Origin of the sequence: Aeromonas sp. 95A (assembly GCF_051919235.1) — a bacterium.
Classification (GTDB): Bacteria; Pseudomonadota; Gammaproteobacteria; order Enterobacterales; family Aeromonadaceae; genus Aeromonas; species Aeromonas veronii.
The window spans coordinates 503902-530135 of the sequence record NZ_JBQBFC010000001.1; the positions used below are offsets into that span (position 1 = coordinate 503902).

The 26234-nt window shown below is 58.8% G+C and carries 20 protein-coding genes and 1 pseudogene; 12 read left to right on the forward strand and 9 right to left on the reverse strand.

Annotated elements, in window-relative coordinates:
* Window positions 1-25 precede the first annotated feature (25 nt).
* From ygfM to xdhC, 8 genes are all read left to right on the forward strand, one after another.
* A complete protein-coding gene (ygfM, locus tag ACTG2U_RS02290) occupies window positions 26-802 on the forward strand; it encodes a molybdopterin-dependent oxidoreductase FAD-binding subunit (protein WP_439973960.1) in 777 nt (258 codons plus the stop codon).
* Window positions 799-3696, forward strand: coding sequence for a molybdopterin-dependent oxidoreductase Mo/Fe-S-binding subunit (locus ACTG2U_RS02295; RefSeq protein WP_439973961.1), 2898 nt, complete (start codon window positions 799-801; stop codon window positions 3694-3696). Before ygfM ends, ACTG2U_RS02295 begins: the two co-directional genes overlap by 4 nt.
* Window positions 3697-3791: 95 nt before the next feature.
* Window positions 3792-5315 carry a nucleobase:cation symporter-2 family protein gene (locus ACTG2U_RS02300; RefSeq protein ID WP_439973962.1) on the forward strand — a complete coding sequence of 508 codons (1524 nt, stop codon included), beginning with the start codon at window positions 3792-3794 and terminating at the stop codon, window positions 5313-5315.
* 52 nt (window positions 5316-5367) lie between these two features.
* Window positions 5368-6684 carry a guanine deaminase gene (gene guaD, locus ACTG2U_RS02305; protein WP_323905411.1) on the forward strand — a complete coding sequence of 439 codons (1317 nt, stop codon included), beginning with the start codon at window positions 5368-5370 and terminating at the stop codon, window positions 6682-6684.
* A 396-nt stretch (window positions 6685-7080) separates the two neighbouring features.
* The gene (locus ACTG2U_RS02310; protein ID WP_180343373.1) at window positions 7081-8382 is read left to right on the forward strand and encodes an NCS2 family permease; all 1302 of its coding nucleotides are present in this window, start codon (window positions 7081-7083) and stop codon (window positions 8380-8382) included.
* A gap of 364 nt (window positions 8383-8746) precedes the next feature.
* Entirely contained in the window at window positions 8747-11065 is a 2319-nt protein-coding gene (gene xdhA, locus ACTG2U_RS02315; RefSeq protein ID WP_439973963.1) for a xanthine dehydrogenase molybdenum-binding subunit XdhA, read from the forward strand.
* A complete protein-coding gene (xdhB, locus tag ACTG2U_RS02320; RefSeq protein WP_335813086.1) occupies window positions 11058-11936 on the forward strand; it encodes a xanthine dehydrogenase FAD-binding subunit XdhB in 879 nt (292 codons plus the stop codon). Before xdhA ends, xdhB begins: the two co-directional genes overlap by 8 nt.
* Window positions 11933-12418, forward strand: coding sequence for a xanthine dehydrogenase iron sulfur-binding subunit XdhC (gene xdhC / locus ACTG2U_RS02325; RefSeq protein WP_021230037.1), 486 nt, complete (start codon window positions 11933-11935; stop codon window positions 12416-12418). Before xdhB ends, xdhC begins: the two co-directional genes overlap by 4 nt.
* A gap of 115 nt (window positions 12419-12533) precedes the next feature.
* Here the strand turns inward: xdhC and ACTG2U_RS02330 are convergent, their stop codons facing one another.
* Window positions 12534-13073, reverse strand: a complete 540-nt coding sequence (locus ACTG2U_RS02330) for a glycine zipper 2TM domain-containing protein (RefSeq protein WP_439973964.1) — start codon at window positions 13071-13073, stop codon at window positions 12534-12536.
* A 500-nt stretch (window positions 13074-13573) separates the two neighbouring features.
* On the opposite strand from ACTG2U_RS02330, the gene ACTG2U_RS02335 reads away from it, so the two are divergent.
* The gene (locus tag ACTG2U_RS02335) at window positions 13574-13762 is read left to right on the forward strand and encodes a hypothetical protein (RefSeq protein ID WP_439973965.1); all 189 of its coding nucleotides are present in this window, start codon (window positions 13574-13576) and stop codon (window positions 13760-13762) included.
* A 62-nt stretch (window positions 13763-13824) separates the two neighbouring features.
* Here ACTG2U_RS02335 and ACTG2U_RS02340 read toward each other — a convergent pair whose 3' ends face one another.
* A complete protein-coding gene (locus ACTG2U_RS02340; RefSeq protein WP_439973966.1) occupies window positions 13825-15351 on the reverse strand; it encodes a YfcC family protein in 1527 nt (508 codons plus the stop codon).
* Between the two features lie 670 nt (window positions 15352-16021).
* Between ACTG2U_RS02340 and ACTG2U_RS02345 the strand changes: the two genes are divergently transcribed.
* Window positions 16022-17644, forward strand: a complete 1623-nt coding sequence (locus ACTG2U_RS02345) for an acyl-CoA synthetase (RefSeq protein WP_439973967.1) — start codon at window positions 16022-16024, stop codon at window positions 17642-17644.
* An 86-nt stretch (window positions 17645-17730) separates the two neighbouring features.
* Here the strand turns inward: ACTG2U_RS02345 and ACTG2U_RS02350 are convergent, their stop codons facing one another.
* The gene (locus tag ACTG2U_RS02350) at window positions 17731-19020 is read right to left on the reverse strand and encodes a sensor domain-containing diguanylate cyclase (RefSeq protein WP_416004343.1); all 1290 of its coding nucleotides are present in this window, start codon (window positions 19018-19020) and stop codon (window positions 17731-17733) included.
* A 354-nt stretch (window positions 19021-19374) separates the two neighbouring features.
* Here ACTG2U_RS02350 and ACTG2U_RS02355 point away from each other — a divergent pair.
* Window positions 19375-20386 (forward strand): annotated as a pseudogene (locus ACTG2U_RS02355) (KAP family P-loop NTPase fold protein).
* A 4-nt stretch (window positions 20387-20390) separates the two neighbouring features.
* On the opposite strand, the gene ACTG2U_RS02360 reads toward ACTG2U_RS02355, so the two are convergent.
* Complete coding sequence (locus ACTG2U_RS02360) at window positions 20391-21533, reverse strand: IS4-like element ISAs18 family transposase (protein WP_041204923.1); 1143 nt, start codon at window positions 21531-21533, stop codon at window positions 20391-20393.
* Window positions 21534-21641: 108 nt separating this feature from the next.
* On the opposite strand from ACTG2U_RS02360, the gene ACTG2U_RS02365 reads away from it, so the two are divergent.
* Window positions 21642-22166: a hypothetical protein gene (locus ACTG2U_RS02365; protein ID WP_439973968.1), complete on the forward strand. Its 525-nt coding sequence runs from the start codon at window positions 21642-21644 to the stop codon at window positions 22164-22166.
* Between the two features lie 33 nt (window positions 22167-22199).
* Here the strand turns inward: ACTG2U_RS02365 and hisIE are convergent, their stop codons facing one another.
* The 5 genes from hisIE to hisB all read right to left on the reverse strand — a co-directional run bounded on the left by hisIE (window position 22200) and on the right by hisB (window position 26222).
* Entirely contained in the window at window positions 22200-22820 is a 621-nt protein-coding gene (gene hisIE / locus ACTG2U_RS02370; protein WP_421305889.1) for a bifunctional phosphoribosyl-AMP cyclohydrolase/phosphoribosyl-ATP diphosphatase HisIE, read from the reverse strand.
* A 128-nt stretch (window positions 22821-22948) separates the two neighbouring features.
* The gene (gene hisF / locus ACTG2U_RS02375) at window positions 22949-23722 is read right to left on the reverse strand and encodes an imidazole glycerol phosphate synthase subunit HisF (RefSeq protein ID WP_005345639.1); all 774 of its coding nucleotides are present in this window, start codon (window positions 23720-23722) and stop codon (window positions 22949-22951) included.
* A complete protein-coding gene (hisA, locus tag ACTG2U_RS02380) occupies window positions 23722-24483 on the reverse strand; it encodes a 1-(5-phosphoribosyl)-5-[(5-phosphoribosylamino)methylideneamino]imidazole-4-carboxamide isomerase (RefSeq protein ID WP_058056833.1) in 762 nt (253 codons plus the stop codon). The genes hisF and hisA overlap by 1 nt, the downstream gene beginning before the upstream one ends.
* A complete protein-coding gene (hisH, locus tag ACTG2U_RS02385; protein WP_368171642.1) occupies window positions 24484-25113 on the reverse strand; it encodes an imidazole glycerol phosphate synthase subunit HisH in 630 nt (209 codons plus the stop codon).
* Complete coding sequence (hisB, locus tag ACTG2U_RS02390) at window positions 25113-26222, reverse strand: bifunctional histidinol-phosphatase/imidazoleglycerol-phosphate dehydratase HisB (protein ID WP_439973969.1); 1110 nt, start codon at window positions 26220-26222, stop codon at window positions 25113-25115. Before hisB ends, hisH begins: the two co-directional genes overlap by 1 nt.
* Window positions 26223-26234 lie beyond the last annotated feature (12 nt).

The window sequence follows — 26234 nt, forward strand, 5'->3', positions numbered from 1 at the left end:
CGGGCAGCAAGAGTAAGGACGACACATGATTGAGCAATTCTTCCGACCCGAGCAACTGGGTCAGGCTTTGGAACTCAAGGCCAGCTTCGGCAACGACGCCGTCTACATGGGGGGCGGCAGCAAGCTTAACGCCGCCCCGACCCGCACCGACAAGAAAGTCGCCATCTCGCTGGAGAGGCTGGGGCTTGATCAGATTGAGCAGCAGCACGGCCAGCTCCATATCGGCGCCACCGTCACCCTGCAGACCCTGAAAGAGGATCCCCGTACCCCGGCCGCCCTGTGCGAGGCGCTGGGGTTTGTCTACTCCCGCCATCTGCGCAATCAAGCCACCATTGGCGGCGAACTTGCCTGCCAGCAACAGGACTCCCCCTTGCTGCCGGTGTTGCTGGTACTCGAAGCCGTGGTCGTGCTGGAGAACAACCTGCTGCAACCCATCGACGCCTACCTGGCGGGGCAGCGCAATGCCCTAGTGCTGGGAGTTGTGCTGCCGGAGCCTGAACTGCGCTGCGCCACTCGCCGCATCAGCCGCAATGCCGATGGCTTGGCGGTGATGACCGCCGCCGTGGCCCTCGACAGCATTGGCGAGATGCGGGTGGCCGTCGCTGGTGTCACCCCGCAGCCGATGCGCCTGCGGGATCTGGAGCGCCGCGATCTGCACGATGCCGCGCTGGAGGCCGCCGTGAGCGAGCTGATTGCGCCCCGTGAAGATCTGGCGGGCAGCATAAGTTACAAGCGGTATATCACCGGCGTGGTAGTGGCGGATCTGCTGGTGGATTGCCAGCAGCAGGAGGTGCAAGCATGATGGAACTCAACTTTACCCTGAACGGTGCCCTGCGTACCGTCATCTGCAAGGCCGGTGACAATGCCCAGCGGGTGCTGTTCAACCAGTGCCGGATGCACTCGGTGCGCAACAGTGACGACGGCTTCGGTTTTGCCGGCTCCGACGCCATTCTCTTCAACGGCAAGGTGATCAACGCCTCCCTGCTGATCGCCGCCCAGCTGGATGGATCAGAGGTGCGCACCGCCGAGTCGCTCGGCAGCTGGAACCAGCTCAGTCTGGTGCAGCAGGCGATGGTGGATGTGGGGGTGGTGCAGTCCGGCTACAACGATCCGGCCGCCGCGCTCATCGTCACTGACCTGCTTGATCGCCATCCCGAGCCTACCCGTGATCAAATCGACGATGCCCTCTCGGGCCTCTTTCACCGCGATGGCGGTTATCAGCAGTTCTATCAGGCCATCGAGCTCGCTTGCTCACGGATGAAGGATCCCGATTACCTGTGCCAGATCGCCCCGGAGTTTCGCGACGATCTGCGCCATATCGGCAAGAGCTGCCCGAAAGTGGACGCCGCCAAGATGGTGCAGGCCAAGCCCTGCTATGTGGAGGATCGGGTTACCGAGGATGCACTGATCATCAAGATGCTGCGCAGTCCCCATCCCCATGCGGTGATCACCAAACTCGATGTGAGTCGCGCCGAAGCGCTGCCGGGCGTCGTGCATGTCATCACCCACCTCAACTGCCCGGATGTGTTTTACACCCCGGGTGGCCAGAGTGCTCCCGAGCCATCACCGCTCGATCGCCGTATGTTCAGCCGCAAGGTACGCCACGTAGGTGACAGGGTCGCCGCCGTGGTGGCCGAGAGTGAAGCTGTCGCTCTGGCGGCCCTCAAACTCATCGAGGTCGAGTATCAGGTGCTGCCAGCGGTCATGAATATCGATGAGGCGATGGCCCCCAATGCCCCGCTGGTCCACGATGAACCCATTATCTACATGGCCGGTGCGCCTGCGGATCTCGAGCAGCAGAACGCCTGCTCGGTGCGTCGCGGCGACGAGCACATGATCATCAACTTCCCCATCGGTTCCCGTCCCCACGAGAACCTTGCCGCCAGCGTCCATGGCCAGATCGGCGATGTGGCCAAAGGCTTTGCCGAGGCGGACGAGATTGTCGAGCGCACCTACGAATCGACCCAGGCCCAGCAGTGCCCGACCGAGCCGCACATCTGCTTCACCTACATGGATGGGGAGCGTCTGGTCATTCACGCCTCTACTCAGGTGCCGTGGCACGTGCGCCGTCAGGTGGCGCGTATCGTCGGCCTCAAGCAACATCAGGTGCACGTGATCAAGGAGCGGGTAGGGGGCGGTTTTGGCTCCAAGCAGGATATCCTGCTGGAAGAGGTGTGCGCCTGGGCGACCAAGGTCACCGGCCGTCCCGTCACCTTCCGCTACACCCGTGAAGAGGAGTTCATCAGCAACACCTCCCGCCACGTGGCCAAGGTGAAGGTGAAAGTGGGGGCCAAGAAAGATGGCACCATCACCGCCATCGACATGGATTTTCGTGCCAACACCGGCCCTTACGGCAACCACTCATTGACGGTGCCAAGCAACGGCCCGGCGCTATCCCTGCCGCTCTATCCGTGCGACAACGTGCGCTTTACCGTCAATACCTACTACAGCAACATCTGCCCGACCGGCGCCTATCAGGGCTACGGCGCGCCCAAGGGCAACTTCGCGCTGACCATGGCCATTGCCGAACTTGCCGAGAAACTGGGTATCGATCAGCTCGACATGGTGGAGCACAACCGGGTGCATGAAGGGGACATCCTCAAGGTGCTGGGGGCCATCGGTGAGGGCAAGATGCCAACTTCTGTGCCCCACGCCGCCAGCTGCGCCCTCGAACCCATCCTCAAACAGGGCCGCGAACTTATCGCGTGGGATAGCCCCAAACCCGCTGACGGGGATTGGCGCATCGGTCGTGGCGTCGCCATCATCATGCAAAAATCGGGGATCCCGGATATCGATCAGGCCAACTGCATGGTCAAGCTGGAATCGGACGGCACCTTTATCGTCCACTCCGGTGGTGCCGATATCGGCACCGGCCTCGATACCGTGGTGGCCAAGCTGACCGCCGAGGTGCTCGGTTGCCCGCTCAGCGATGTGCACGTCATCTCTGGCGATACCGACCATGCGCTATTCGACAAGGGGGCCTACGCCTCGTCCGGTACCTGCTTCTCCGGCAATGCAGCCAAGATGGCGGCCGAGAACCTCAAGGCGAAGATCCTGTTTCACGGCGCCGCCATGCTGGGCGAGCCGGTCGAAGACGTAGAGCTGGTTCACCCGGGCATAGTGCGCGGTAAGCAGGGGGAGGTGAGCCTCGCCAAGCTGGCCCACAAGGCGGAGACAGGTACCGGCTTCGGTATCCTGGTGGGCACCGCCAGCTACATCACCTCGGAGCTTGCCTTCCCGTATGGGGCCAACTTCGCCGAGGTTGCGGTCAACGTCAGAACCGGCCAGATCCGCCTCGACAAGTTCTACGCCCTGCTCGACTGCGGCACCCCCATCAATCCGGAGCTGGCCCTCGGCCAGATCTACGGGGCGACCATGCGGGCCATCGGCCACACCATGACCGAGGAGATCTGCTACGACAGCAAGGGCATCCCGCTCACCCGGGATCTCAAGAGCTATGGCGCGCCCAAGATTGGCGATATTCCCCGCGACTTCCGGGCTTTCCTGGTACCGAGTGATGACAAGGTCGGCCCTTACGGCGCCAAGTCCATCTCGGAGATTGGGGTGAACGGCGCCGCGCCCGCCATCGCCACCGCCATCCACGACGCCTGCGGTGTCTGGCTGCGCAAGTGGCACTTCACGCCGGAGCAGATCCTGCGCGAACTGGGCAAGCTGGAGCAAAAAGTGTCGGCATAACAAAAGAAAAGGTGAGGGGCGGGCGCAAGCTCGCCCCCAGCGCCTGACGGCGGAATGAGTACTCCGCCTCCATTCTGTGTGATGGGACAAACACGATGTCTAAAACAACACGCAAGCACTCTGATCTTATTTACGAGCTGGAAGACAAACCCCCGTTTTATCAAACCCTGATGGGTGCAGTGACCCATCTGCTGGCCATTTTTGTCCCCATGGTAACCCCGGCGCTGATCGTCGGCGGCGCCCTGGGCCTCTCCACCGAGACCACCGCCTATCTGGTCTCCATGGCGATGATCGCCTCCGGTATCGGCACCTGGCTGCAGGTAAACCGCTATGGCCCCATAGGATCGGGGCTGCTCTCCATCCAGTCGGTCAACTTCTCCTTCGTCACCGTGATGATCGCGCTCGGCGGCGCCATGAAAAAAGATGGCATCCATGAGGAGCTGATCGTCTCGACCCTGCTCGGGGTCTCCTTTGTCGGCGCCTTTCTGGTGATGGGCTCCTCCTTTGTGCTGCCCTATCTCAAGCGGGTGATCACCCCGACCGTGAGCGGTGTGGTGGTACTGATGATTGGTCTGAGCCTTATCAAGGTGGGGATCATCGACTTTGGCGGCGGCTTCTCCGCCATGAGCAGCGGTACCTTCGGCAAATACGAGAACATCGGGCTGGGGCTTTTGGTGCTCTGCGTCATTGTCGCCTTCAACTGCAGCCGAAGCCCGCTGCTGCGGATGAGCGGCATCGCCATCGGCCTGATGGTGGGCTATGCGGTGGCCCTGATGCTCGGTATGGTGGATTTCTCCGCCCTTGAGGACCTGCCGCTCATTACGGTGCCGATCCCGTTCAAGTACGGTTTCTCCTTCGATTTTCACGCCTTTATGCTGGCGGGCACCATCTATCTGTTGAGCGTGCTGGAGGCGGTGGGGGACATCACCGCCACCGCCATGGTTTCCCACCGGGATATTCAGGGCCCCGAGTTTCAAAAACGGCTCTCCGGCGGCGTACTGGCGGACGGTCTGGTATCGGTGATCGCCTCGGCCCTCGGCTCTTTGCCACTCACCACCTTTGCCCAGAACAACGGCGTCATCCAGATGACCGGAGTGGCGTCACGCCATGTGGGCAAGTTTATCGCCGTCATCCTGGTGCTGCTGGGGCTTTTCCCCGTAGTAGGGCGCTTCTTCACTACTATCCCGTCACCTGTAATGGGGGGCGCCATGGTCATCATGTTCTCCATGATCGCCATCGCCGGTGGTCGCATCATCATCAGCCACGGTTTCGATCGGCGGGAGACCCTGATTGTCGCCACCTCGCTGGGTCTTGGGCTCGGCGTCTCCTATGACCCGAACGTCTTCAAGGTGCTGCCGGCGGGTATCTACATGCTGGTGGAGAACCCCATCTGCGCTGGCGGCATCACCGCCATCATCATGAATCTGGTGCTGCCGCAAAGCCGCAAACGCAAGGCGGCCGTCAGGGATGCCGAGGCGGTGGAGGTGATCCAGCTGAGCGACAAGCCGGATGTGATCTTTACCGCCCGCAGCGCGGGCCTGTCATCGGCCAGCAAGGGGGAGGGTTCACCAGAGCCAGTGCCCGGGCAGGCGGTGGCGCCACAAGTGGAACGGATCTGACGGTTAAACCGGCAAAAAACGTCAACAGAACAAGAAAAACAGGGAAACGGTTATGAAAAACGACAACTCTGTCAAAGCGGTACGCGGCAGCTTCTTCGATATCACCCGGGTGGTGGATCAGCCCGAGGAGATTGAGTCCAACGCCCGTCTTATCGAGGATGGTCTGCTGATCATTCGCAACGGTTGCATCGACTGGTTCGGTGAGTGGGAGGAGGGGAAGGCGCGTATTCCGGCCGAGGTGCGGGTGCGGGATTATCGCGGCAAGATGATAGTGCCCGGCTTTGTCGATACCCATATTCACTATCCCCAAAGTGAAATGGTGGGAGCCTATGGCGAGCAGCTGCTGGAGTGGCTCAACCGCCACACCTTCCCGGCCGAGCGGCGCTACAACGATCTCGAATATGCCCGCGAGATGTCCACCTTCTTTATCAAGCAGTTGCTGCGTAACGGCACTACCACTGCGCTGGTGTTTGGCACCGTTCACCCCGAGTCGGTGGATGCGCTGTTCGAGGCGGCCAGCCGCATCAATATGCGGATGATCGCCGGCAAGGTGATGATGGATCGCAATGCACCCGATTATCTGCTCGATACCGCCGAGAGCAGTTATGTGCAGAGCAAGCAGCTTATCGAGCGCTGGCACGGCAATGGTCGACTGCTCTATGCCATCACACCACGATTTGCACCCACTTCGACACCCGAGCAGCTGACGATGGCGCGGCGACTGCGCGAAGAGTTTCCCACCACCTATCTGCACACCCATCTGTGCGAGAACAAGGATGAGATCGCCTGGGTCAAATCTCTTTTCCCGGCGCACAAGGGTTATCTCGATGTCTATCACCAGCATGGGCTGACCGGCCACAACTGCGTGTTTGCCCACTGCGTCCATCTGGAAGAGCAGGAGTGGGATTGCCTGAAGGAGACCGGCTCCACCATCGCCTTCTGCCCCACATCGAATCTTTATCTGGGCAGCGGTCTCTTCAAATTGCACAAGGCGTGGCGCAAGCAGGTGAAGGTGGGGATGGGCACCGACATCGGTGCGGGCACCACCTTCAATATGCTGCAGACCCTCAACGAGGCCTACAAAGTGATGCAACTGCAGGGTGAGCGGCTCTCGGCCTATCAGGCCTTCTATCTGGCCACCCTGGGCGGCGCCCATTCGCTGGGGCTAGACGAGAAGATCGGCAGCTTTGCGGTGGGCAAGGAGGCGGACTTCGTGGTGCTCGACCCGGTCGCCACCCCGTTGCAGCAGCTGCGTTATGACAACTCCACCACCCTGCGGGACAAGCTCTTTGTGCTGTTGACCCTGGGGGATGACAGGTCCATCTACCGCACCTATGTGGATGGCCAACTGGTGCATGAACGGGGGTAGGGGCTGGAGGGGGCTGCCGCGGCGCAGCCCCAACGAATACGGCGGCTGGTGTACCCCACGGGGCGCCAGTCTTGCCGCACGACAGGGGATCTCCCCGCATAGAACGTGAAATGGCCCGGTTTTTTTGACCAGCAAGGCAAACGTTTGAGTCAAGGCTGCCTGCCCTGGTCTGTCTGTCGCATCCGCTGCCGCCATCGCCTGTTTTTTATCAAACTTGCGCTCGGCAGACCCGCAGATCCTGTCGCCATTTCGTCATGGAACATTCAGGCGCGTGTGAAGGAGTTGGGTATGACCCAAGCAAACAGCAGGACAAACAGCGTGGAACAGCTGGCCAATGATGACGCCAGCCAGAGCGCAGCAAAGCAACAGCCGCTCACGGCTCTTGATCGCTACTTTATGATCAGTGAGCGGGGCAGCAACGTCAGACAGGAGGTGCTGGCGGGCCTCACCACCTTCCTTGCCATGGTCTACTCGGTGATCGTGGTGCCAAGCATGCTCGGCAAGGCGGGCTTTCCTCCCGGCGCCGTGTTTGTCGCCACCTGTCTGGTGGCGGGATTCGGTTCGCTCTTGATGGGGCTCTGGGCCAAGTTGCCGATGGCCATCGGTTGCGCTATTTCCCTCACAGCGTTTACTGCCTTCAGTCTGGTGCTGGGGCAGCAGATCCCCATTCCGGTGGCGTTGGGCGCCGTCTTCCTGATGGGGGTACTCTTTACCGCCATCTCGGTGACCGGGGTGCGTAGCTGGATCCTCGACAACCTGCCCATGGGGATTGCCCACGGCACCGGCATCGGGATTGGTCTCTTCTTGCTGCTTATCGCCGCCAACGGGGTGGGGCTGGTGATCAAGAACCCGCTGGAGGGGCTGCCGGTGGCGCTGGGGGCCTTCACCTCGATGCCGGTCATCATGTCCCTGATCGGCCTTGCGGTGATCTTCGGGCTGGAGAAGCTGAGAGTACCGGGGGGGATCCTGCTGGTGATTATCGCCATCTCCATCTTCGGCCTGATTTTCGATCCTGCGGTGAAGTATCAGGGATTGTTCGCCCTGCCGAGCCTCTCGGACGATCAAGGCAAGTCCCTCATCTTCAGTCTGGATATCATGGGGGCCCTCTCGCCGCTGGTGTTGCCCAGCGTACTGGCGCTGGTGATGACAGCGGTATTCGATGCCACCGGCACCATCCGCGCCGTGGCGGGGCAGGCCAACCTGCTTGATAAGGATGGTCACATCATCAACAGCGGCAAGGCGCTCAGTGCCGACTCGGTCAGCAGCATCTTCTCCAGTCTGGTGGGGGCGGCCCCCGCTGCCGTCTATATCGAATCGGCGGCGGGCACGGCGGCGGGAGGCAAAACCGGCCTGACCGCGACCGTGGTCGGCGGCCTGTTCCTGCTGATGCTGTTCCTCTCGCCGCTCTCCTATCTGGTGCCCGCCTATGCCACGGCGCCGGCACTGATGTATGTGGGGCTCTTGATGCTGAGCAACGTCACCAAACTCGATTTCGATGACTTTGTCGGGGCCATGTCCGGGTTGGTGTGCGCCGTCTTTATCGTGCTCACCTGCAATATTGTCACCGGCATCATGCTTGGCTTCAGCTCGCTGGTGATCGGCCGCATCTGCTCGAAGGAGTGGCACAAGCTCAACGTCGGCACCGTGGTCATCGCCCTGGCGCTGGTGCTCTTTTATGCTGGAGGGTGGGCTATTTAGGGATAACCCGCCCGTTTGGGGTCGCTCTGGCGGCCCCATTTTTATATCTGCAGCGCTCTGACCGTCAACGCTGGTTACCATGCCTTAGCCGCTGGTGCCATCGCGATACCATTTTGATAAATCCCCCTACCAGATTGATAGGCTCCCACCCTTGCTCTCCTCGCTCTGCCGATTTTTTCACCGCTGATGTGCCCCATTTGCTCAGGGGCTGCCCTTGGCTTGTCGCTTCGGGCCAACAAAAGCGGGCTAGATGGGATCCCCTTCACACTTCTCCCCATTCTCCTGACGATGGCGGGAAACAGGCGCATATCTTGCTGTTTTTTATGCCGGTTCCAGATTTTTCCATTCGAAAAAGGACTTGCATATGTCCATAGGATTACCGCTCAAGCGGGTGGATGCCGAGGCCAAGGTGACCGGCAGCGCCCGCTATACCGATGACAACATCATGCTCGGGATGCGCCACGCCAAGTACGTGAGAAGCAATATTGCCCACGGCAAGGTGCTCGCCATCGACGCGACCGAGGCGCTGGCCTTGCACGGGGTTGAAGCCGTGTTTACCCATGAAGATGTGCCCACCACCTGTTTTCGCACCGCCGGTCACGCCTGGTCCCTCGATGAGGCGAAACGGGATGTGAAAGACCGCCGTCTGCTCACCGACCATGTACGCCACTTTGGCGATGGGGTCGCCATAGTCGTGGCCCGCGATCCACTGGTCGCCGAAAAAGCGGCTGCGCTGGTCAAGGTGACCTACGAACCGCTGCCGGTGATGACGGATGCCCAAAGCTCGCTGGCCGACGATGCCTATCCCATCCACCCGAGCGGCAATCTGCTGCGCCAAAGCCAGCTTCGCGCCAATGACCCGGAGCAGGCCATTGCCTCCGCTGACCTGCAATTTCAGGCGCACTACCGGACGCCGGTGGTGCAGCACTGCCATCTGGAGACGGTGACCTGCTACGCCTACATGGATCAACCGGACCACATCATCGTCGTCAGCAGTACCCAGATCCCCCAGATAGTGCGCAGCCGCGTGGCCAAATCCCTCGGTCTGCCCTGGTCCAGCGTGCGGGTGATCAAGCCCTATATGGGCGGCGGTTTTGGCAACAAGCAGGATGTGCTGGAAGAGCCGATGGCGGCGTTTTTGAGCTACAAGCTCGGCGGCGTGCCGGTCAAGGTGACTCTGAGCCGGGAGGAGTGCTTTTTTGCCTCCCGCACCCGCCACGGCTTTGCCATCGATGGCAAGATGGGCCTCAACCGCGACGGCACCCTCAAGGGCTATCAGCTCGACGTGCTCTCCAACACCGGCGGCTATGCCTCCCACGGCCACTCCATCGCCAGCGCCGGGGGCAACAAGATCAGCTACCTCTATCCGCGCAGCGCCTTCGGCTATGATGCCAAGACCTTCTACAGCAACCTGCCCACCGCCGGTGCCATGCGCGGTTACGGTGCGCCGCAGGTGATTTTTGCCCTCGAATGCATGCTGGATGACGCCTGCGCCGAGCTGGGGCTGGATCCGCTCGATGTGCGGATCGCCAACGTGGCGCGGGAAGGGGATGTCAATCAGGTCAACCAGAAGACCATCTACAGCGCCGGGTTGCCGGACTGCCTGCTGCGTGGTCGCGAGATGTTCGAGTGGGATCGGCTCAAGGTCGAGTGTCTGGGGCAGGATCCTGCAAGCCGGGTGCGGCGTGGCATCGGGGTAGCCTGTTTCAGCTACGGCTCCAACACCTATCCGGTGGGGGTCGAAATTGCCGGCGCCCGCATGCTGCTCAATCAGGATGGCACCGTCAATCTGCAGATCGGCGCCACCGAGATAGGGCAGGGGTCGGACACCGTCTTTGCCCAGATGGCGGCCCAGACATTGGGCATTCCGTTTGAGCAGATCCGGGTCATCTCGACTCAGGATACCGACATTACCGCCTACGATCCTGGCTCGTTCGCCTCGCGTCAGAGCTATGTAGCGGCCCCCGCCATCCATCAGGCGGCGCTGCAACTGCGGGCCCGCATCCTCTCGCTGGCAGCCCAGCTCTGCCATCAGGATGTGGGATCCCTCACCCTGATCGACGGCTACGTGGTGCTGGCCGGTGCGCCGGACAAGGTGCTGATCAGCGTCGCCGAGGTGTCGGTAAACGCCTACTACCACCTCACCATCGGCGGCCAGATTACCTCCGAGGTCTCCCACAAGACCACCACCAATCCGCCGAGCTTTGGTTGCACCTTTGTCGATCTCAGCGTCGATATCGATCTCTGCAAGGTGACCATCAATCGCATCATCAACCTGCACGATGCAGGCAAGATCCTCAATCCGCAGCTGGCGGAGGGACAGGTGCACGGCGGCATGGGGATGGGGATCGGCTGGTCGCTGTTCGAGGAGATGATCATCGATGCCAAGACTGGCGTGGTACGCAACCCCAACCTGCTCGACTACAAGTTCCCCACCATGCTGGATTTGCCGGAGCTTGAATGCGACTTCGTGCAGACCTACGAGCCCCAGTCGGTCTATGGTCACAAATCCCTGGGGGAACCGCCCATTATCTCGCCGGGCCCGGCGATCCGTAACGCCATTCGCATGGCGACCGGGGTGGCCATCAACGAGCTGCCCATCACCCCCAAAACCCTGTTCCGGGAGTTTGTCGCAGCGGGTTTGATTGGCGAGGGATCAGGGGAGGAGCAACACCATGTTTGATATTGCCCGTTACTACAAGGCGCACAGTGTGGCCGAGGCGGTCGCCCTGCGTCAGGCTGACCCCGAGGCGCGCCTGTTGGCTGGTGGCACCGATGTGATGATCCAGCTGCATCACCTCAACGCAGCCTATCGACATATCGTCGATATTCACGACTTGCCCGAACTCAAAGGGGTGTGCGAGTTGCCTGATGGGGCGATCCGCATCGGCTCTGGCACCACCTTTACCGAGCTCATCGAAAACGAACTGGTGCAGCGCCGCCTGCCGATGCTGGCCGAGGCGGCCGCTACCATCGCCGGCCCGCAGATCCGCAACGTCGCCACCTATGGCGGCAATATCTGCAATGGCGCCACCAGTGCAGACTCGGCAGCGCCTACAGTCGCGCTGGAAGCAGAGCTTGAAATTGCGGGGCCCGATGGCACACGCCGCATCCCCATCGCCGGTTTTCACACCGGCCCCGGCAAGGTGGCGCTGCAACCGGCAGAAATCCTGGTGGCGTTTCATTTCGCCCCGGATTCTCACCCCCATGTGGGCTCCCACTACTTCAAATACGCCATGCGCGATGCCATGGATATCGCCACCATCGGCTGCGCCGCCTACTGTCAGATTGAGGATGGCCACTTCAAGCGTCTACGGCTGGCCTACGGGGTGGCGGCCCCAACGCCGGTGCGCACGCCTCACGCAGAAGCTGCGGCCGAGGGGCAACCGCTGACTCGCGCCACACTGGCCGCCATTGCCGAGGCGGTGGTGGCCGATGTGGCGCCGCGCTCTTCCTGGCGGGCGGAGAAGGAGTTTCGCCTACACCTCATCAAAACCCTGGCGCAGCGGGTGGTCGCCTGCGCAGTCGAACGTGCCGGAGGCAAGATCCTATGATGCAACCGCAAAGCTGTCCCGCCGTGGAGATCCAGTGCGAGATCAACGGCAAGCCTTACTCCTATGCAGTGCCGCCCACCATGTCGCTGCTCCATTTCCTGCGTGGGCAGGGGCTTATCAGTGTGAAAGAGGGGTGCAGTGTCGGTGAGTGCGGCGCCTGTACCGTGCGGGTGAATGGCACCGCTATCGACAGCTGCCTCTATCTGGCGGTGTGGGCCGATGGCAAATCCATTCGTACCGTGGAGGGGGAGCGCAAAGGCAATGAGCTCTCCGACGTGCAGCAGGCCTTTATCGACGAGGGGGCGGTACAGTGCGGTTTTTGTACCCCGGGCCTTGTGATGGCGAGCGCCGCCCTGCTCGACAAGACCGAGCGTCGTCCGCTGACCGATGCGGAGATCCGCCGCGGGCTGTCGGGCAACCTCTGCCGCTGTACCGGTTATCAGAACGTGGTACGGGCGGTGAAGAAGTGCTGCAAAGGGTGATAGTTCGGGTGCCGTGAGTGGTGCGTGCCGTTGTTTGAGAAAGGAAACAAGCCGCCCAAAAACACAGGCCCGCCTCGAAAGAGGCGGGCCTGCTGCTGAGTGGAGTCAGGAGAAATCACACTTTTGGCTGGTCGATCACCAATTTGCCATCCTTGACCGGAATGGTGGCTCCGGGGGCTTGCTTCATGCGGATCACCCCCTCCTGACCTGCGAGGCGATAGGTCACGTCATAACCAATGGTGTTGACGCTCGTATCCTGCACGGTTTTGCAGCGCTGCTCGGTGGTGGTGTAAGTATCGCCCGCCTGCATATTGCCCTGCACCTGATTACCGGCATAACCCCCTGCGACCGCCCCGGCTGCGGTGGCTACCTTCTTGCCGCTGCCACCGCCAAACTGGTTGCCAACTACGCCCCCCAGCGCCGCGCCCACCACTGTGCCGAGGATCTTGTGCTCATCCTGTACCGGCTTGCGGTGAGTCACGGTGACGTTGCGACACTCCTGTCGTGGAGTCTTGATGGTCTCGGTGAGCGGCTTGCTGGCGATCACCTCGGCAAAGGTGGGTTGTGGTGTAAAGAGGGAGCCGCTGGCCGCCGCCGAGAGTGCCAGGGCCGAGGCGATGCCAATACCGATACCTGCCATCATGGATCTGTTCATTTTATGGTTCTCCTGCATACCCATACGGGCTCTTCCAATCTGGCGCCATCTTGTCACAACCGGTTGGCCGGACAAGGCGAGGGGGATGGGTCTGCGACAGGCGCTGGCAAGGTCAAAAAATAGCCGCCCCGAAAAAGTGTCTGGCTTTGGCGACAACGGACTAAAAGTGACCAGTTTCCGGCGTATGGTGGACTCTGCCAGTGTGATAAGGAGCAATTCGAGTCGCAATTTGCAAGGCGGGCGGTGAGCAGAATGCCAGAGTGGCAAAGTGCTGACGGGGGCAGGTCAAGGGAGGCCTTGAACAGGTGATCTGTTCTTTGAGATGGCCACGCAAGTGGTTGATAAATGGCTCCAGCTCCATCGGATGGATGCCGATAAGAGATCACGGCAAGCATTTTGCTTTGATTGGGTGAAGCAGAGGGTGAACGGGTCGGCAGACAACGGCGTAAGACCGAAATAAAGATGTTCACCCGATATCACCGGATCAACGAGGGGGAGATATGTCAATGTTACCCAGCTGGATCACCCCGGCCATCCAGGCCAACATCATCACGGCGCAGCAGGCTGAACGTCTGCTCTCATCCCTCTACCGGCCCCTGGCCGAGCAGGGAGAGGAGCTTCCCGCCGATATCGCCGACATCAGCCTCAAGCTCTACTGCTTCCACCAGCAGGGACGGGTTCGCCACTAAGGCTGACAAAAGAACACCCCGCGCCAGGCACGGGGTGTTGTCACTCATGTATCACAGGCCCATCAGGCCAACATCACTTGCGCCTCCAGCATCAGGGCGCCAAATCCCAGCACAAAGCCCACCATGGGCAGCACGAACTTGACCCACTTGTTGAACTGGATGCCGAGCATCTGCAGAGTGACCAGCACCAGTCCGGTGGGGGCCAGGAACAGCATGGCGTATTGGCCCCAGTTGTAGGCCGACACCACGATATAGCGCGGGATCATCACAGTATCCGCCAGCGGCGCCATGATGGGCATGGAGAGCACCGCGAGCCCCGAGGAGGAGGGCACCACCAGCCCCAGCAGGGTGAACACCAGCATCTGCGCCACCGCGAACACGGCGCCGTGCATGCCGGAGACCAGATCGGAGGCGTAGGCCAGAATGGTGTCCGAGATCATCCCCTGATCCAGCACCAGATTGACCCCCCGTGCCAGCCCGATGATGAGCGAGACCGCTACCAGCTCCGACGCCCCCTGAGTGAAGGCCTCGACCGCCTCTTTCTCTTTGAGACCCGAGATAAAAATGATGATGATGGCGATGGTCAGGAAGGAGGCTGCCATCTGCGGAAACCACCAACCGGCCATGGAGACGCCCCACACCATCAGCGGGAAGGCGAGGATAAACAGGGTCAGAATGATCTTGCGGCGCAGGGTGAAGGGCACCCCTTCGTCCATAGAGCCCTCTTTGAGAAAACGGGCGCGAAAACTCTCTCTGTCCTCATAGGTGTAGGAGAAGGCTGGATTGGCCTTGATCTTCTTGCAGTACCAGTAGAGATAGCCGATCACCGCCAGGGTGCCCACCAGACAGCCAATGGCGCGAAAGATCAGCCCCTCGGTAAAGGGAATGCCGGCGGCATTGGAGGCGATTACCACCGAGAAGGGATTGATGGTGGAGAAGGTGGTTCCCATGGAGGCGGCGAGGAAGATGGCCCCTACGCAGACGATGGAGTCATAGCCGAGCGCCAGAAAGATGGGCACCAGTATGGGGTAGAAGGCGACCGCCTCTTCCTCCAGTCCGCAGGTGGTGCCTCCCAGCGCCATCACGAAGCAGACCAGCGCCACAAACAGGAACTCGTTGCCCCGGGTCTTGTGTGAGAGGGCGACAAGACCCGCACTGAATGCGCCAGTCTTGTTGATGACGCCGATCAGCCCCCCCAGCACCAGAATGAAGACGATAATATCCGCCCCCTCTATGGTGCCCTTGACCATGCTGACTGCCACGTCACCGAGCCCCTTGGGCGCTTGCTCCAATCGGGCATAGGTGCCGGGAATGGCGATGGGTTTGCGGATGGTGCCGTTGGTAAATTGCTCCACCGCAATATTGATATTGAGTTTTGCCAGGGCATCCTGGGTTGCGGGAAGTCGGCTTATTTCCCCCTGTGGGCTATTGACCATCAGGCTTTCACTGGCAGGATTATAAGAGAGCTTGGCATAGACGCCCGCCGGAATTATCCAGGTCAGCGCAATGGCCAGTAACATAATAAGAAACAGAATGGTAAATGCAGTAGGGAATTGTCTGCGTGGTGTGGTATTCGGCACGGCACACATAAAATGCTCCTTGATAAAGCAGGTTTGGGCTCGGCGGAATATCGGGTCGATAGGGTTTCTGCGTCATGCATCCAAGGTACGCAAACTCACTGTGGATTGCGTAGTGATTGGCGAGAAATCTGGCCTGATATTGAACATCCGGTAGATTGTTTCACGTTGTAACCGTAACCCGTGTGCGGCTGGATGAACATGGTGCCATGCTCGCTTTATGGGATGGCTCACAAAATTTATTTTCCATGGATTTGACAGCTGATATGAAATAAAAGTTATTATGCAATAACTATTTCAGCTTTCGTTTTATGCGGTTTACCTTAAATAAAGGTCATGAAAATAATGCGCGCCGAGATGAATGGAATGACATATAAAGCAGTTTTGACAGAATAATATTCCATTATCGTCATTTTTCGTTATTCGCCAAAAACAGCCTGTGAAAAAAAATGGCACGCTTTCCCGTAATGAAATATTTTTTTTTGCAACGAAAACAGGAGGCCCCTGTTGGCAGCAGGCTGCCACTGTCTAAGACGTTTTGCTAATACCTGCCGCCACAGGCTCACTGCTAGGCTGTCATCCCCATAAGAGACCAGTGACGGGCAGGATGCCCATGTCGCTTGCTGATCTCTGAATCATCCCGAAACTGCCCGTTTTGTGCCACTTGTGAGGAAGGAATCCGATGACAGTGCAGAACATCTATGAGCGCAACCTTGCCAAAACCGCCGCCAATTTCGAGGCCCTGACCCCCATCAGCTTTTTGGGGCGGGCGGAGCGGGTCTATCCCGACTATCCGGCGCTGATCCACGGCCCGCTGCGCCAGAGCTGGGGCGAGACCGCCCGCCGTTGCCGCCAGCTGGCCTCGGCCCTGCGGCTTAGCGGTATCGGGGAGGGGGATACCGTCTCCATCGTTGCGCCCAATATCCCGGCGATGTTTGAAGCCCACTTCGGGGTGCCCATGAGCGGCGCCGTGCTGAACACCATTAATACCCGGCTCGATGCCGAGTCGATGGCTTTTATCTTTCAGCATGCCCAGAGCAAGGTGGTGCTGGTGGACAGGGAGTTTGGCCCTGTGGTGCGCAAGGCGCTGGATCTGCTGAAGATCCAACCGCTGGTCATCGCCATCGACGATCCCCTCTACCGGGAGGGGGCGCTTGTCAGTGAACTGACCTATGAGGCTTTTATTGCCACTGGTAACGGCGATGAACCCGGCTGGTTGCCAGAGGATGAGTGGCAGGCCATCTCCCTTAACTACACCTCCGGCACTACCGGCAATCCCAAGGGGGTGGTCTATCACCATCGCGGCGCCCACCTCAACGCCATCAACAACGTGCTCTCCTGGGAGCTGCCCAAACACCCCGTCTATCTCTGGACCTTGCCGATGTTTCACTGCAACGGTTGGTGCTTCCCCTGGACGCTGGCGGCCACCGCCGGGGTGAGCGTCTGCCTGCGCCATGTGCAGGCGGCCGCCATTTATGAGGCGCTGCACGAGCACAAGGTGAGCCACTTCTGCGCGGCGCCCATCGTGCTCAATATGCTCAACAATGCTGAACAGGCGCTCAAGCGGGGGCTGGATCACCCCATCAAGGTGATGACCGCTGGCGCTGCGCCCCCCGCCACCGTGATCGCCGGTATGGAAGCGATGGGGATCGCCGTGACCCATGTCTATGGCCTGACCGAAACCTATGGCCCCTGCGTGTTGTGCGAACCGCAAAGAAGCTGGCAGGGGCAGGATGCCACGGCGCTCTCCCGCCTCAAGGCGCGGCAGGGGGTTGCGTCACCTCTGCAGGGGGAGATGCGGGTCATCAATCCGGTCAGTGGCGAGCCGGTGGCCAAGGATGGCAAAACCATGGGGGAGATAGTGCTGCGCGGTAATGTGGTGATGAAGGGATATCTGAAAAATCCGGCGGCCAGCGCCGAGGCGATGGCGGAGGGGTGGTTTCGCAGTGGCGATCTGGCGGTATGGCACCCGGATGGTTATGTGGAGATCAAGGACAGATCCAAGGACATCATCATCTCCGGCGGGGAGAATATCTCCAGTCTGGAGGTGGAAGATGTGCTCTATCGCCATCCCGATGTGGACGAAGCGGCAGTGATCGCCATGCCCGATGAGAAGTGGGGGGAGGTGCCCTGCGCCTTCGTGAAACTGAAAGAGGGGCGAGAGACTACCCAGGCGGAGTTGATCGCCTTTTGCCGGGAGCAGATGGCCCACTTCAAGGCCCCCAAGCGCATCATCTTCACCCCGTTGCCCAAGACCTCGACCGGCAAGGTGCAAAAATTCGTGCTGCGCAAACAGCTGGGGTAGCGGCCTGTTCGCAAGGAGCGAGCACAGCCATTCATTGGAGGGAGATACAAGGGGTCTGGAGGGCTGCTGGCCCTCCCGTTGTGTGGCTAGGGAGCCTTGCAGGCGACGCAGTTGCGGCCGCTCTGTTTAGCCTGATAGAGCATCTGATCGGCGCGGGCGTAGAGGCTCTCCATCAGCTCCCCTTCGCCATTTTCCACCAGTCCGGCGCTGATGGTGATGACCAGCTTATCCCCATCGGGCAGGGGCAGCGGGCTTTGCATCACCTGCACGCGCAGCCGCTCGGCCAGGGACGCGGCGGCCGAGAGGGTGGTGTTGGGCAGCAAGATGGCAAACTCGTCACCGCCGATGCGGGCCAGCACATCTTCGCTGCGCAGCACCGATTGCATCACCCTGCCCAGATGCATCAGCGCGCTATCCCCAAGGGGATGACCGAAGCGATCGTTGATGCACTTGAACTGATCCACATCCAGCACGATCAGCACCGAGGTGAGGTGGTGGCGCATGTCCAGACTGAGGTTCTTCTCGCACATTTCGAAAAAGAAACGGCGGTTGTAGAGACCGGTGAGGCCATCGCGCACCGACTGCTGGTGTAGCTGCTCCTTGAGCTGGTGCAGTTCGGTAATGTCGGAGGAGATCCCGATCAGGGTCGGGGTGCCATCCCCCAGCAGAAAGGGCACCTTGACCGACCAGTAGTAGTGCTGATTGCCTTCGGGATCGGTCAGCATCTCTTCCCCGGCTTGCAGCTCGCCGGTTTCGAATACCCGGTTGTCCAGCCGCCACAGCTGGCAGGCGCTGGCAGCCGGGATCACCTCATCATCGCGCCGATTGATGATCTGCTCGGCAGGAAGGCCCAGCAGATCGGCGACCTTTTGGTTGACGTAGAGAAAGCGGTGCAGGCTGTCCTTCATATAGATATGGGCATCCACGTTGGCGAGGATGATTTCCAGCAGCTGATGCTGCTCCGCCATGCGGGCCTCAATCAGCTTGTGTTCGGTGATATCGGTGGAGATGCCGCACAGGCCGATCAGGTTGCCATCCTTGTCATGGATGGGCTTTTTAACGGTCCAGTAGCAGCGCTTTTCCCCGGTGGATTTGAGGTAGTTGATCTCCTCCTGGGCGATGGCGAGTTGCTGCTCCATTACCAACCGGTCGTTGCGTTGAATGGTGTCGGAGAATTCGAGATCAAAAAAGGCCCGATCATCCTGCCCCTGCAACTCGGCGAGGGTGCAACCAAAGAGATCCAGCACCGCCTGATTGGCATAGGTGTAACGGCCCGCCAGATCCTTGGTAAACATGTAGGCGTCCGTCTCGTTGAAGATGGCTTTGAGGTGATCCAGCTCATGCTGTAACTGGATAGAGAAGGGTTCATTCTTCATGGGGTTAACCATCCTTGGTCAATGGAGTCGTTGTATACCGCGCTAATATATGTACCAACGGTTTAAATTAAGCACTGAACAGGCCATATTTCGTGTTTATTTCCGCAAGTTCTGCGCCATGTCACACGATTGTCATCGTTGGTGTGGTCAAAGGAAATCAACTGAGTCCGTGGCTATGCAGATAACCGTCCCACCTATATCGGCCCGGCATCGTGGGCGAGCAGCAGAGCAATTGCCCGGCAGTTAAATACGCCAGCCCGAGCGGCAGAAAGGGCAACAAACAGGTCTTTAATCAAACAATTTTCACTGTGCCCCTGATATCATCCTCAGCAACGCAATATGGAGAGATTCGAGATGGCAGTGGCACCGTTTAATTGGGATGACGTTGTTCAGTGGGACGGGCCGGGGGCCATTGCGGGTAGCGAAGAGATCTTGAGTGCCGATCGGCTTGATCGTGCCCGCTATGCAGAGTTTCTGACCAACTACTTGGCCGCCGAAGGCAAGCAGCGCAACTATGTGCTCAACCTCAATGCCGAGTGGGGGGCGGGTAAAACCTGGTTTATCAAGCGCTGGTATATGGAGCTGAAAGCGCATTATCCCACCGTCTATATCGATGCCTGGCAGCAGGACTTTTCCGATGATCCTTTATTGACGGTTATTTCGTCGATTATCGATCAATTGAAAGATGCAACAGGAAATAAGGTTTCCATACCTGATGGCATCAAGCCCAAGCTATTGGGTTTGCTCAAGCTGGGCGGAAAATTGGTGCTCAAGTCTGCTATTAAAAAAGCTGGACTTGAAGATGGTGATTTTTCTGTGGAAGGCGAAGACGCAGATAAGCTGGTTGATACGCTTTGTAGCAATCATAAAGAGCGTTATGAATCTATCCATTATCTTAAACAAGAAATTCGGCAATGGGTTGAAGCTGCGGTTTCAGCAAACTTAGACCAATTGGATGGCCAAGGTCGATTGGACTATCCCGCCTTTATTCTGATTGATGAGCTGGATCGCTGTCGCCCCTCTTATGCTGGAGACTATCAAGCATATCTTTGATATTAAGCGCGTGGTGTTTGTACTGGCCACGGATACTGAGCAGTTGCAGCATGCCATAAAGGTAATATATGGCGAAGGATTTGATGCAGAAAGTTATCTTGGCCGATTTTTTCATAGACGATTTACGTTAGGCAGTATCTCTCGGCGAGAGTTTATTCAGCAGGCAATTGTAGATAAAAAATTGCATTTTGAGCATGTCAATGTATGGCCTGAGATCACTAATAGCCAAGTGTTGGTAAATGTATTGACAGCTGTCTGTGATCATTTTTCATTGAGCTTAAGAAAAACAGCTCAGAGATCCCCTCATTTTTAGAGACTCAAATAATTCCAAGTGTGCGGGTATATAAGCGGTGTTGCTTCAGGTAGTAGATAAATTTATCCATCAACAAGACCGCATTGGCTTCTTTCATTTTAGGTAACAACTGGTAATAGATGACCCCTTGCCGAAAGAACGAATAGGTTCGGCTCTTGCTGGTATTGACCTTGATCGTTCTCTCTAGACCGACACTGTCTCCAGCCTTACCCAGCAGCGTCAGCAAGACGATGGCCAGGGCACTGAATAAAAACAGTCGGTCGCGCCGGACCGGATTACTGATGTGCACATCTCCCATACCCATGCCGAATTTGTAATCTTTGATATCACGAAAACTGGTCTCGATACCCCAGCGCTGGCCGTATAGTTGCAACGCCTTGGCGGCGCTCAGGTCGGTCCGGTTACTGGCCAGAAACCACGCGTCTTTCATGCCACTCTTATGACAACAATAGACCCGTTCGACAGGCTGTCGCTGCCCAGTTAGCTCCACCGCTTTGAGGGTTCGGGTGCGCCCGGTCGGCGTTAGCCAGTCCCGAGCTGGAACCTGCTCTACACCAGGGTAACCAACCAAAACATTTCCTTTAAATCTAATGAGATAAGCAAAGCCTAGCTCTTGCTCCAGGCGTTCGAACAGCTCCATGTAACCAAAGCCGCGGTCAGCTACTACCGTCACGAAGATACCCTCTGGCAACGTCTGCTTGAGCTTGGTGAGCAGCTCTTTCTCATGGGCATTGCGTTGCCCTTTGAGCAACGATTTCCGATGGGTTTTCCACAGCAGCGGAGTACTGCGACCGTGGTTGGTTTGCAGGCTGATAACCAAGGTACTGTGATCATCGGCATCGAATTCGGTCCAGTCCATGGAGACTACGATCTCGGTACGTTCACCGACCACATAGGGCACCCAATCGTCAAAGAGGCTCCAGACATTGAGCTTGGTGTTAGTGAGCAGGCGATCCACCTGTTTAACCGCATGTTTACGTTCGAGACCGTTGGCCAAGGAGAGGCCACTACCGATGGCGTGGATGGCCAGTGAACCTGACTCGATAACCCCGAGGGTAGCATTGGCGAGGGAAAGAACACGCTTAGCATGCATGTCCTGTCCAAATATATCGTCGATGTGGTTGAGGATTAGTTCGTGGTTAAACATGGGGATAGTCTGTTGGGTATTAGCTGGTCAAGGATGGCGATCATACCTCAGAAGCCGCGCCACGCCTCGCTCATATGAGGGGATGGTTAAGGAAAAACAGAGCAAGTGTTGGATCGAACGATCGCGTCCATCGTCAATTACCAAGGTTGCACATTAAATCTGATTTTTCTTGTTTACCTGTTCTCTCTGTGCGAGAAAAATAATGGAGATTATCGCGCTGTAGCGGACGGCAAAATGCCTACGACAGATAACCATCCTAAGCTAAAAGGTTTCAATACACTGACAAGTGAGTATGAAGAACAACATTTTCAATGTTTTATAAAAGCAGGAAGTGCCATAGGAAGTTATATTGAGGATGTCGATTATGAACGATATCTAAATCCATTTATAGATGGCGAATATATGGTTTCATTGAGGAGTATTTTAGCCATTACTTATGGAAGTCTATTTGAATCGATGTTAGATGATAAATGTTCCTATCGTTTTATCACGTTAGCAACAGATTGTGTTAAGCGAATGCGGAATTTGACTGTAGAAGAAAATACTATTTTGGCAGAAAAAGAGCTGTCACAGTTGGAGCGAAGTTTAACAACGTATAAAAATTTAGTTGAGCTGGCCGTGCATCTTGACTAAATAAAGCCGGGGTAACCCGGCTTTATTATCAGTTTATTTATTATGCCGCTCATAAAGCCGCTGAACGACATCCTGTAATCCCAGCCCTTCATTTTGCAGCAGTACGGTCAGGTGGTAGAGCAGATCGGCGGATTCGTTGATGAGCTCCTCCCGATCCTTGGCCATGGCGGCCAGCGCCACTTCGACACCTTCCTCACCGACCTTCTGGGCGATGCGCTTGGTGCCTTTGCCATAGAGGCTGGCGGTGTAGCTGGTGGCCGGATCGGCCCCTTTGCGGGCGGCCAGCACCTGCTCCAGCTCCGCCAGAAAACCGAGGGGGGGCAGCGGGTGACCATTAAAGCAGGAGGTTGTGCCCTTGTGGCAGGTGGGACCGACGGGGTTGGCGGCAATCAGCAGGGAGTCCTGATCGCAGTCAGTGCTGATAGCCACGAGCTTGAGCACATTGCCCGAGCTTTCGCCCTTGGTCCAGAGCCGCTGTTTGCTGCGGCTAAAGAAGGTGACCTGACCGGTAGTCTGGGTCTTCTCCAGCGCCTCGCGGGTCATAAAGCCCTGCATCAGCACCTCGCCACTGACGGCGTGCTGGATGATGGCGGGGATCATGCCGTCGCATTTTTCCCAGTCGAGCTGTTCAATTAATAAGTTGGAATTATGCACGGGTATCGGCTCCTCTATTATCAGACCGGCACTCAGGGCGGGGGATCATGGCGCATTTACATTTTGCCCAATCGAGCTGCTCGGCAAGGGGGCGCGCGCTGGCGGTTGTTTGTGTGTTATCAGAAAAGTTATTCACGGATGGCGACTCCTTCGGTTTTCAGCCAGCGTTTTAATTCGGGAATGGGGATAAGGCCCTTGTGGAACACAGAAGCGGCCAGCGCCCCGTCCACATCGGCGAGGGTAAAGGCATCGCGAAAGTGCGCCATGGCACCGGCGCCGCCGGAGGCGATCAGCGGCACCTTGCAGACGCTGCGCACCAGCTTGAGCTGGTCGAGATCATAACCCTGACGCATGCCGTCCTGATTCATCACGTTCAGCACGATTTCGCCCGCGCCGCGCTTTTGCACCTCCTGCACCCAGTCGAGGGTGTGCCAGGCGGTGGTGCGGGTGCGACTCTCGTCGCCGGTAAACTGTTTGACCTGATAGTGGCCCGTGTCGGCGTCGAAGTAGGAGTCAATGCCCACCACCACGCACTGCACGCCAAAGCGCTCGGCCAGTCGGCTGATGAGGGTCGGGTCGGCAAGGGCCGGAGAGTTGATGGAGACCTTGTCGGCGCCAAATTCGAGGATCTGGCGGGCGTCTTCCACGCTTTTGATGCCACCGGCGACGCAGAAGGGGATATCGATCACCTCCGCCACCCGGCTCACCCAGCTCTTGTCTACCACCCGGGCATCGCTGGAGGCGGTGATATCGTAGAACACCAGCTCGTCAGCGCCCTCTTCGGCGTAGCGGCGCGCCAGCTCGACAATGCCGCCCATCACCTCGTGGTTGCGAAATTGCACCCCTTTGACCACCACGCCATCTTTCACGTCGAGGCAGGGGATAATGCGTCTTGCCAGCATCAGTTACCTCCTGTGGTATCGGCAGCGGGTGCTTGCCAGCAGGCGATGGCGTCACCTACCGAGAATTTGCCCTCCAGCAGGGCACGGCCAAGGATGATCCCCTTGACGCCGGAGCCCTTGAGCGCCTCGATATCCGCGATGCCGCCAATGCCGCCGGAGGCCTGAAAGGCGACGCTCGGGTAGCGGGCGCAGAGATCTCGATAGAGCTCGACATTGGTGCCAGCCAGGGTGCCGTCACGACTGATGTCGGTGCAGAGCACATGCTTGAGCCCGGCGGGGAGGAAGCGCTCGATCAGTGCTTCGATGGTCACGCCGCTGTTCTCCTGCCAGCCTGCCACCGCAATATGGCGATTGCCCTGCTCATCGATATTGACGTCCAGCGCCAGCACGATCTGCTCGGGGCCATATTTCTCCATCCAGCTCGCCACCAGATCCGGGGATTTGACTGCGGTGGAGCCAATCACCACCCGGCTGGCACCGGCGGCCAGCAGATCTGCCACATCCTGCTCGGTACGCACGCCGCCGCCGACCTGCACCGGTGCTTCGGTGGCTGACAGCAGTTGGGTCAGCAGGGGCAACTGGCGCGCCTTGGCATCCTTGGCACCGTCCAGATCCACCAGATGGAGCTGCACCGCTCCCTGGGAGACATATTCATCAAAGCGGGCCTGCGGGCTGCTGCTGTATTCGGTCTTCTGGTCGTAGTCCCCCTGATAGAGGCGAACCACCTGACCGTTGATAAGGTCAATTGCGGGAATGATCATTCATAGCTCCAGAAAGTTTTGCAGCAAACGGGCACCGGCTGCGCCTGAGCGCTCCGGGTGAAATTGGGCGCCAAAGAAGTTGTCACGGGCCACAATCGCGGTAAAAGGGTTGCCGTAGTCGCAGGTCGCCAGCGTCGCTTCTGTCACCTCCAGCGCATAGGAGTGGACGAAGTAGAAGTAGCTGCCGCTCGGGATCCCCTTGAGCAGAGGATGGGTCTCGTCATGCTCAATCTGGTTCCAGCCCATATGGGGCAGGCGCAGATTACCCACTTCCATCAGCCGGATCTTGCCCGGCACTATGCCAAGGCAGTCGATGAGATCGCCTTTACTGCCATCGGCACTCATGCTCTCTTCGGAGGCCTCCGCCAGCATCTGCATACCGAGGCAAAAGCCCAGCAGCGGCTGCTTGGCGGCGCGAATAAGGGGCACCAGCCCGCGTTCGTTGAGGTTTTTCATGGCGGCCACCGCAGTGCCGACACCGGGCAGGATCAGCTTGTCCGCCTGCTCGATATCGGCGGCCTGGCTTGAGACCAGCGGCTGCACGCCGAGGCGCTCGAAGGCCATTCTGACCGAGGCCAGATTGGCACAACCGGTATCGATGATGACCAGCTTCTGCTTGCTTACATCCATCACAGCACTCCCTTGCTGGAGGGAAGCTCGCTCCCTTCCACCCGAATAGCCTGACGCAGGGCGCGGCCAAAGCCTTTGAACAGTGCCTCCACCTGATGGTGGGTGTTGCCGCTGCCCACCTTCATCTGCAATGTGATAGCCATGGCGTCCGACAAAGAGCGGAAGAAGTGGGGCACCATCTCGGTGGCCATCTCGCCCACGTTGTCGCGGCCAAAGCCGCTCGGGCAGTCGAATACGAAGTAGGGGCGACCGCTGAGATCCAGCGCTGTGCTCACCTCCTGCTCGGTCAGCGGGCGCGCATCGATCACCGCCTGCACCTCGTCCATCGCCAGCACGAAGCCGAAACGGCCGATGCCGCGCTTGTTGCCAAGGGCTTGGCGCAGCGCCTGACCGAGGGCCAGACCGACGTCTTCCACCGTGTGGTGATCGTCGATATGCAGATCGCCGCTGACGTTCAGCTTGAGCTGGAAACCGGCGTGGGTGGCAATTTGATCCAGCATGTGATCAAAGAAGCCGATACCGGTGGCGATCTGGTTGCCGCCGCTCTTGTCTAAGTCCAGCGCCACCTGGATGCGGGTCTCCTTGGTGTAGCGTTCCACCGAGGCTACGCGGCCTTTGGATAACAGCTGATCACGGATGGCGAGCCAGTTGTGATCCTGCGGGTGATAGCGAATACCGCCAATGCCCATGTTGTCGGCAAGCTGCAGATCGGTCTGGCGATCGCCAATCACGAAGGCGTTGGCAAAGTCGATGCGACCGGAGGCGAGATAATCCTTTACCAGCCCAAGGTGAGGCTTGCGGCAGCTGCAGCCATCGGTGGGGAAGTGCGGGCAGATCAGCACCTGTTCCCACTTCACCCCTTGCGATTCAAACAGGTGCATCATCAGGTCGTGGGGTGGCTGGAAGTTCTCCAGCGGCAGGCTGGCGGTGCCCAGCCCATCCTGATTGGTCACCATCACCAGCACGTAGCCTGCGGCCTGCAACTCGCGCAGCACCGGAATGACCATGGGCTCGAAGCGCAGTTTGGCGAGGCTATCTACCTGCTTGTCGGTCACCGGCTCTTCAATCAGGGTGCCGTCGCGGTCGATAAACAAAAACGGGGTCTTCATCGCTACATCCTT

Excerpts from the sequence above, each read along its gene's own strand:
- ygfM (WP_439973960.1), top strand. The coding sequence starts at position 26 with ATGATTGAGCAATTCTTCCGACCCGAGCAACTGGGTCAGGCTTTGGAA.
- ACTG2U_RS02295 (WP_439973961.1), top strand. The coding sequence starts at position 799 with ATGATGGAACTCAACTTTACCCTGAACGGTGCCCTGCGTACCGTCATC.
- ACTG2U_RS02300 (WP_439973962.1), top strand. The coding sequence starts at position 3,792 with ATGTCTAAAACAACACGCAAGCACTCTGATCTTATTTACGAGCTGGAA.
- guaD (WP_323905411.1), top strand. The coding sequence starts at position 5,368 with ATGAAAAACGACAACTCTGTCAAAGCGGTACGCGGCAGCTTCTTCGAT.
- ACTG2U_RS02310 (WP_180343373.1), top strand. The coding sequence starts at position 7,081 with ATGATCAGTGAGCGGGGCAGCAACGTCAGACAGGAGGTGCTGGCGGGC.
- xdhA (WP_439973963.1), top strand. The coding sequence starts at position 8,747 with ATGTCCATAGGATTACCGCTCAAGCGGGTGGATGCCGAGGCCAAGGTG.
- xdhB (WP_335813086.1), top strand. The coding sequence starts at position 11,058 with ATGTTTGATATTGCCCGTTACTACAAGGCGCACAGTGTGGCCGAGGCG.
- xdhC (WP_021230037.1), top strand. The coding sequence starts at position 11,933 with ATGATGCAACCGCAAAGCTGTCCCGCCGTGGAGATCCAGTGCGAGATC.
- ACTG2U_RS02330 (WP_439973964.1), bottom strand. The coding sequence starts at position 13,073 with ATGAACAGATCCATGATGGCAGGTATCGGTATTGGCATCGCCTCGGCC.
- ACTG2U_RS02335 (WP_439973965.1), top strand. The coding sequence starts at position 13,574 with ATGTCAATGTTACCCAGCTGGATCACCCCGGCCATCCAGGCCAACATC.
- ACTG2U_RS02340 (WP_439973966.1), bottom strand. The coding sequence starts at position 15,351 with ATGTGTGCCGTGCCGAATACCACACCACGCAGACAATTCCCTACTGCA.
- ACTG2U_RS02345 (WP_439973967.1), top strand. The coding sequence starts at position 16,022 with ATGACAGTGCAGAACATCTATGAGCGCAACCTTGCCAAAACCGCCGCC.
- ACTG2U_RS02350 (WP_416004343.1), bottom strand. The coding sequence starts at position 19,020 with ATGAAGAATGAACCCTTCTCTATCCAGTTACAGCATGAGCTGGATCAC.
- ACTG2U_RS02360 (WP_041204923.1), bottom strand. The coding sequence starts at position 21,533 with ATGTTTAACCACGAACTAATCCTCAACCACATCGACGATATATTTGGA.
- hisF (WP_005345639.1), bottom strand. The coding sequence starts at position 23,722 with ATGCTGGCAAGACGCATTATCCCCTGCCTCGACGTGAAAGATGGCGTG.
- hisA (WP_058056833.1), bottom strand. The coding sequence starts at position 24,483 with ATGATCATTCCCGCAATTGACCTTATCAACGGTCAGGTGGTTCGCCTC.
- hisH (WP_368171642.1), bottom strand. The coding sequence starts at position 25,113 with ATGGATGTAAGCAAGCAGAAGCTGGTCATCATCGATACCGGTTGTGCC.
- hisB (WP_439973969.1), bottom strand. The coding sequence starts at position 26,222 with ATGAAGACCCCGTTTTTGTTTATCGACCGCGACGGCACCCTGATTGAA.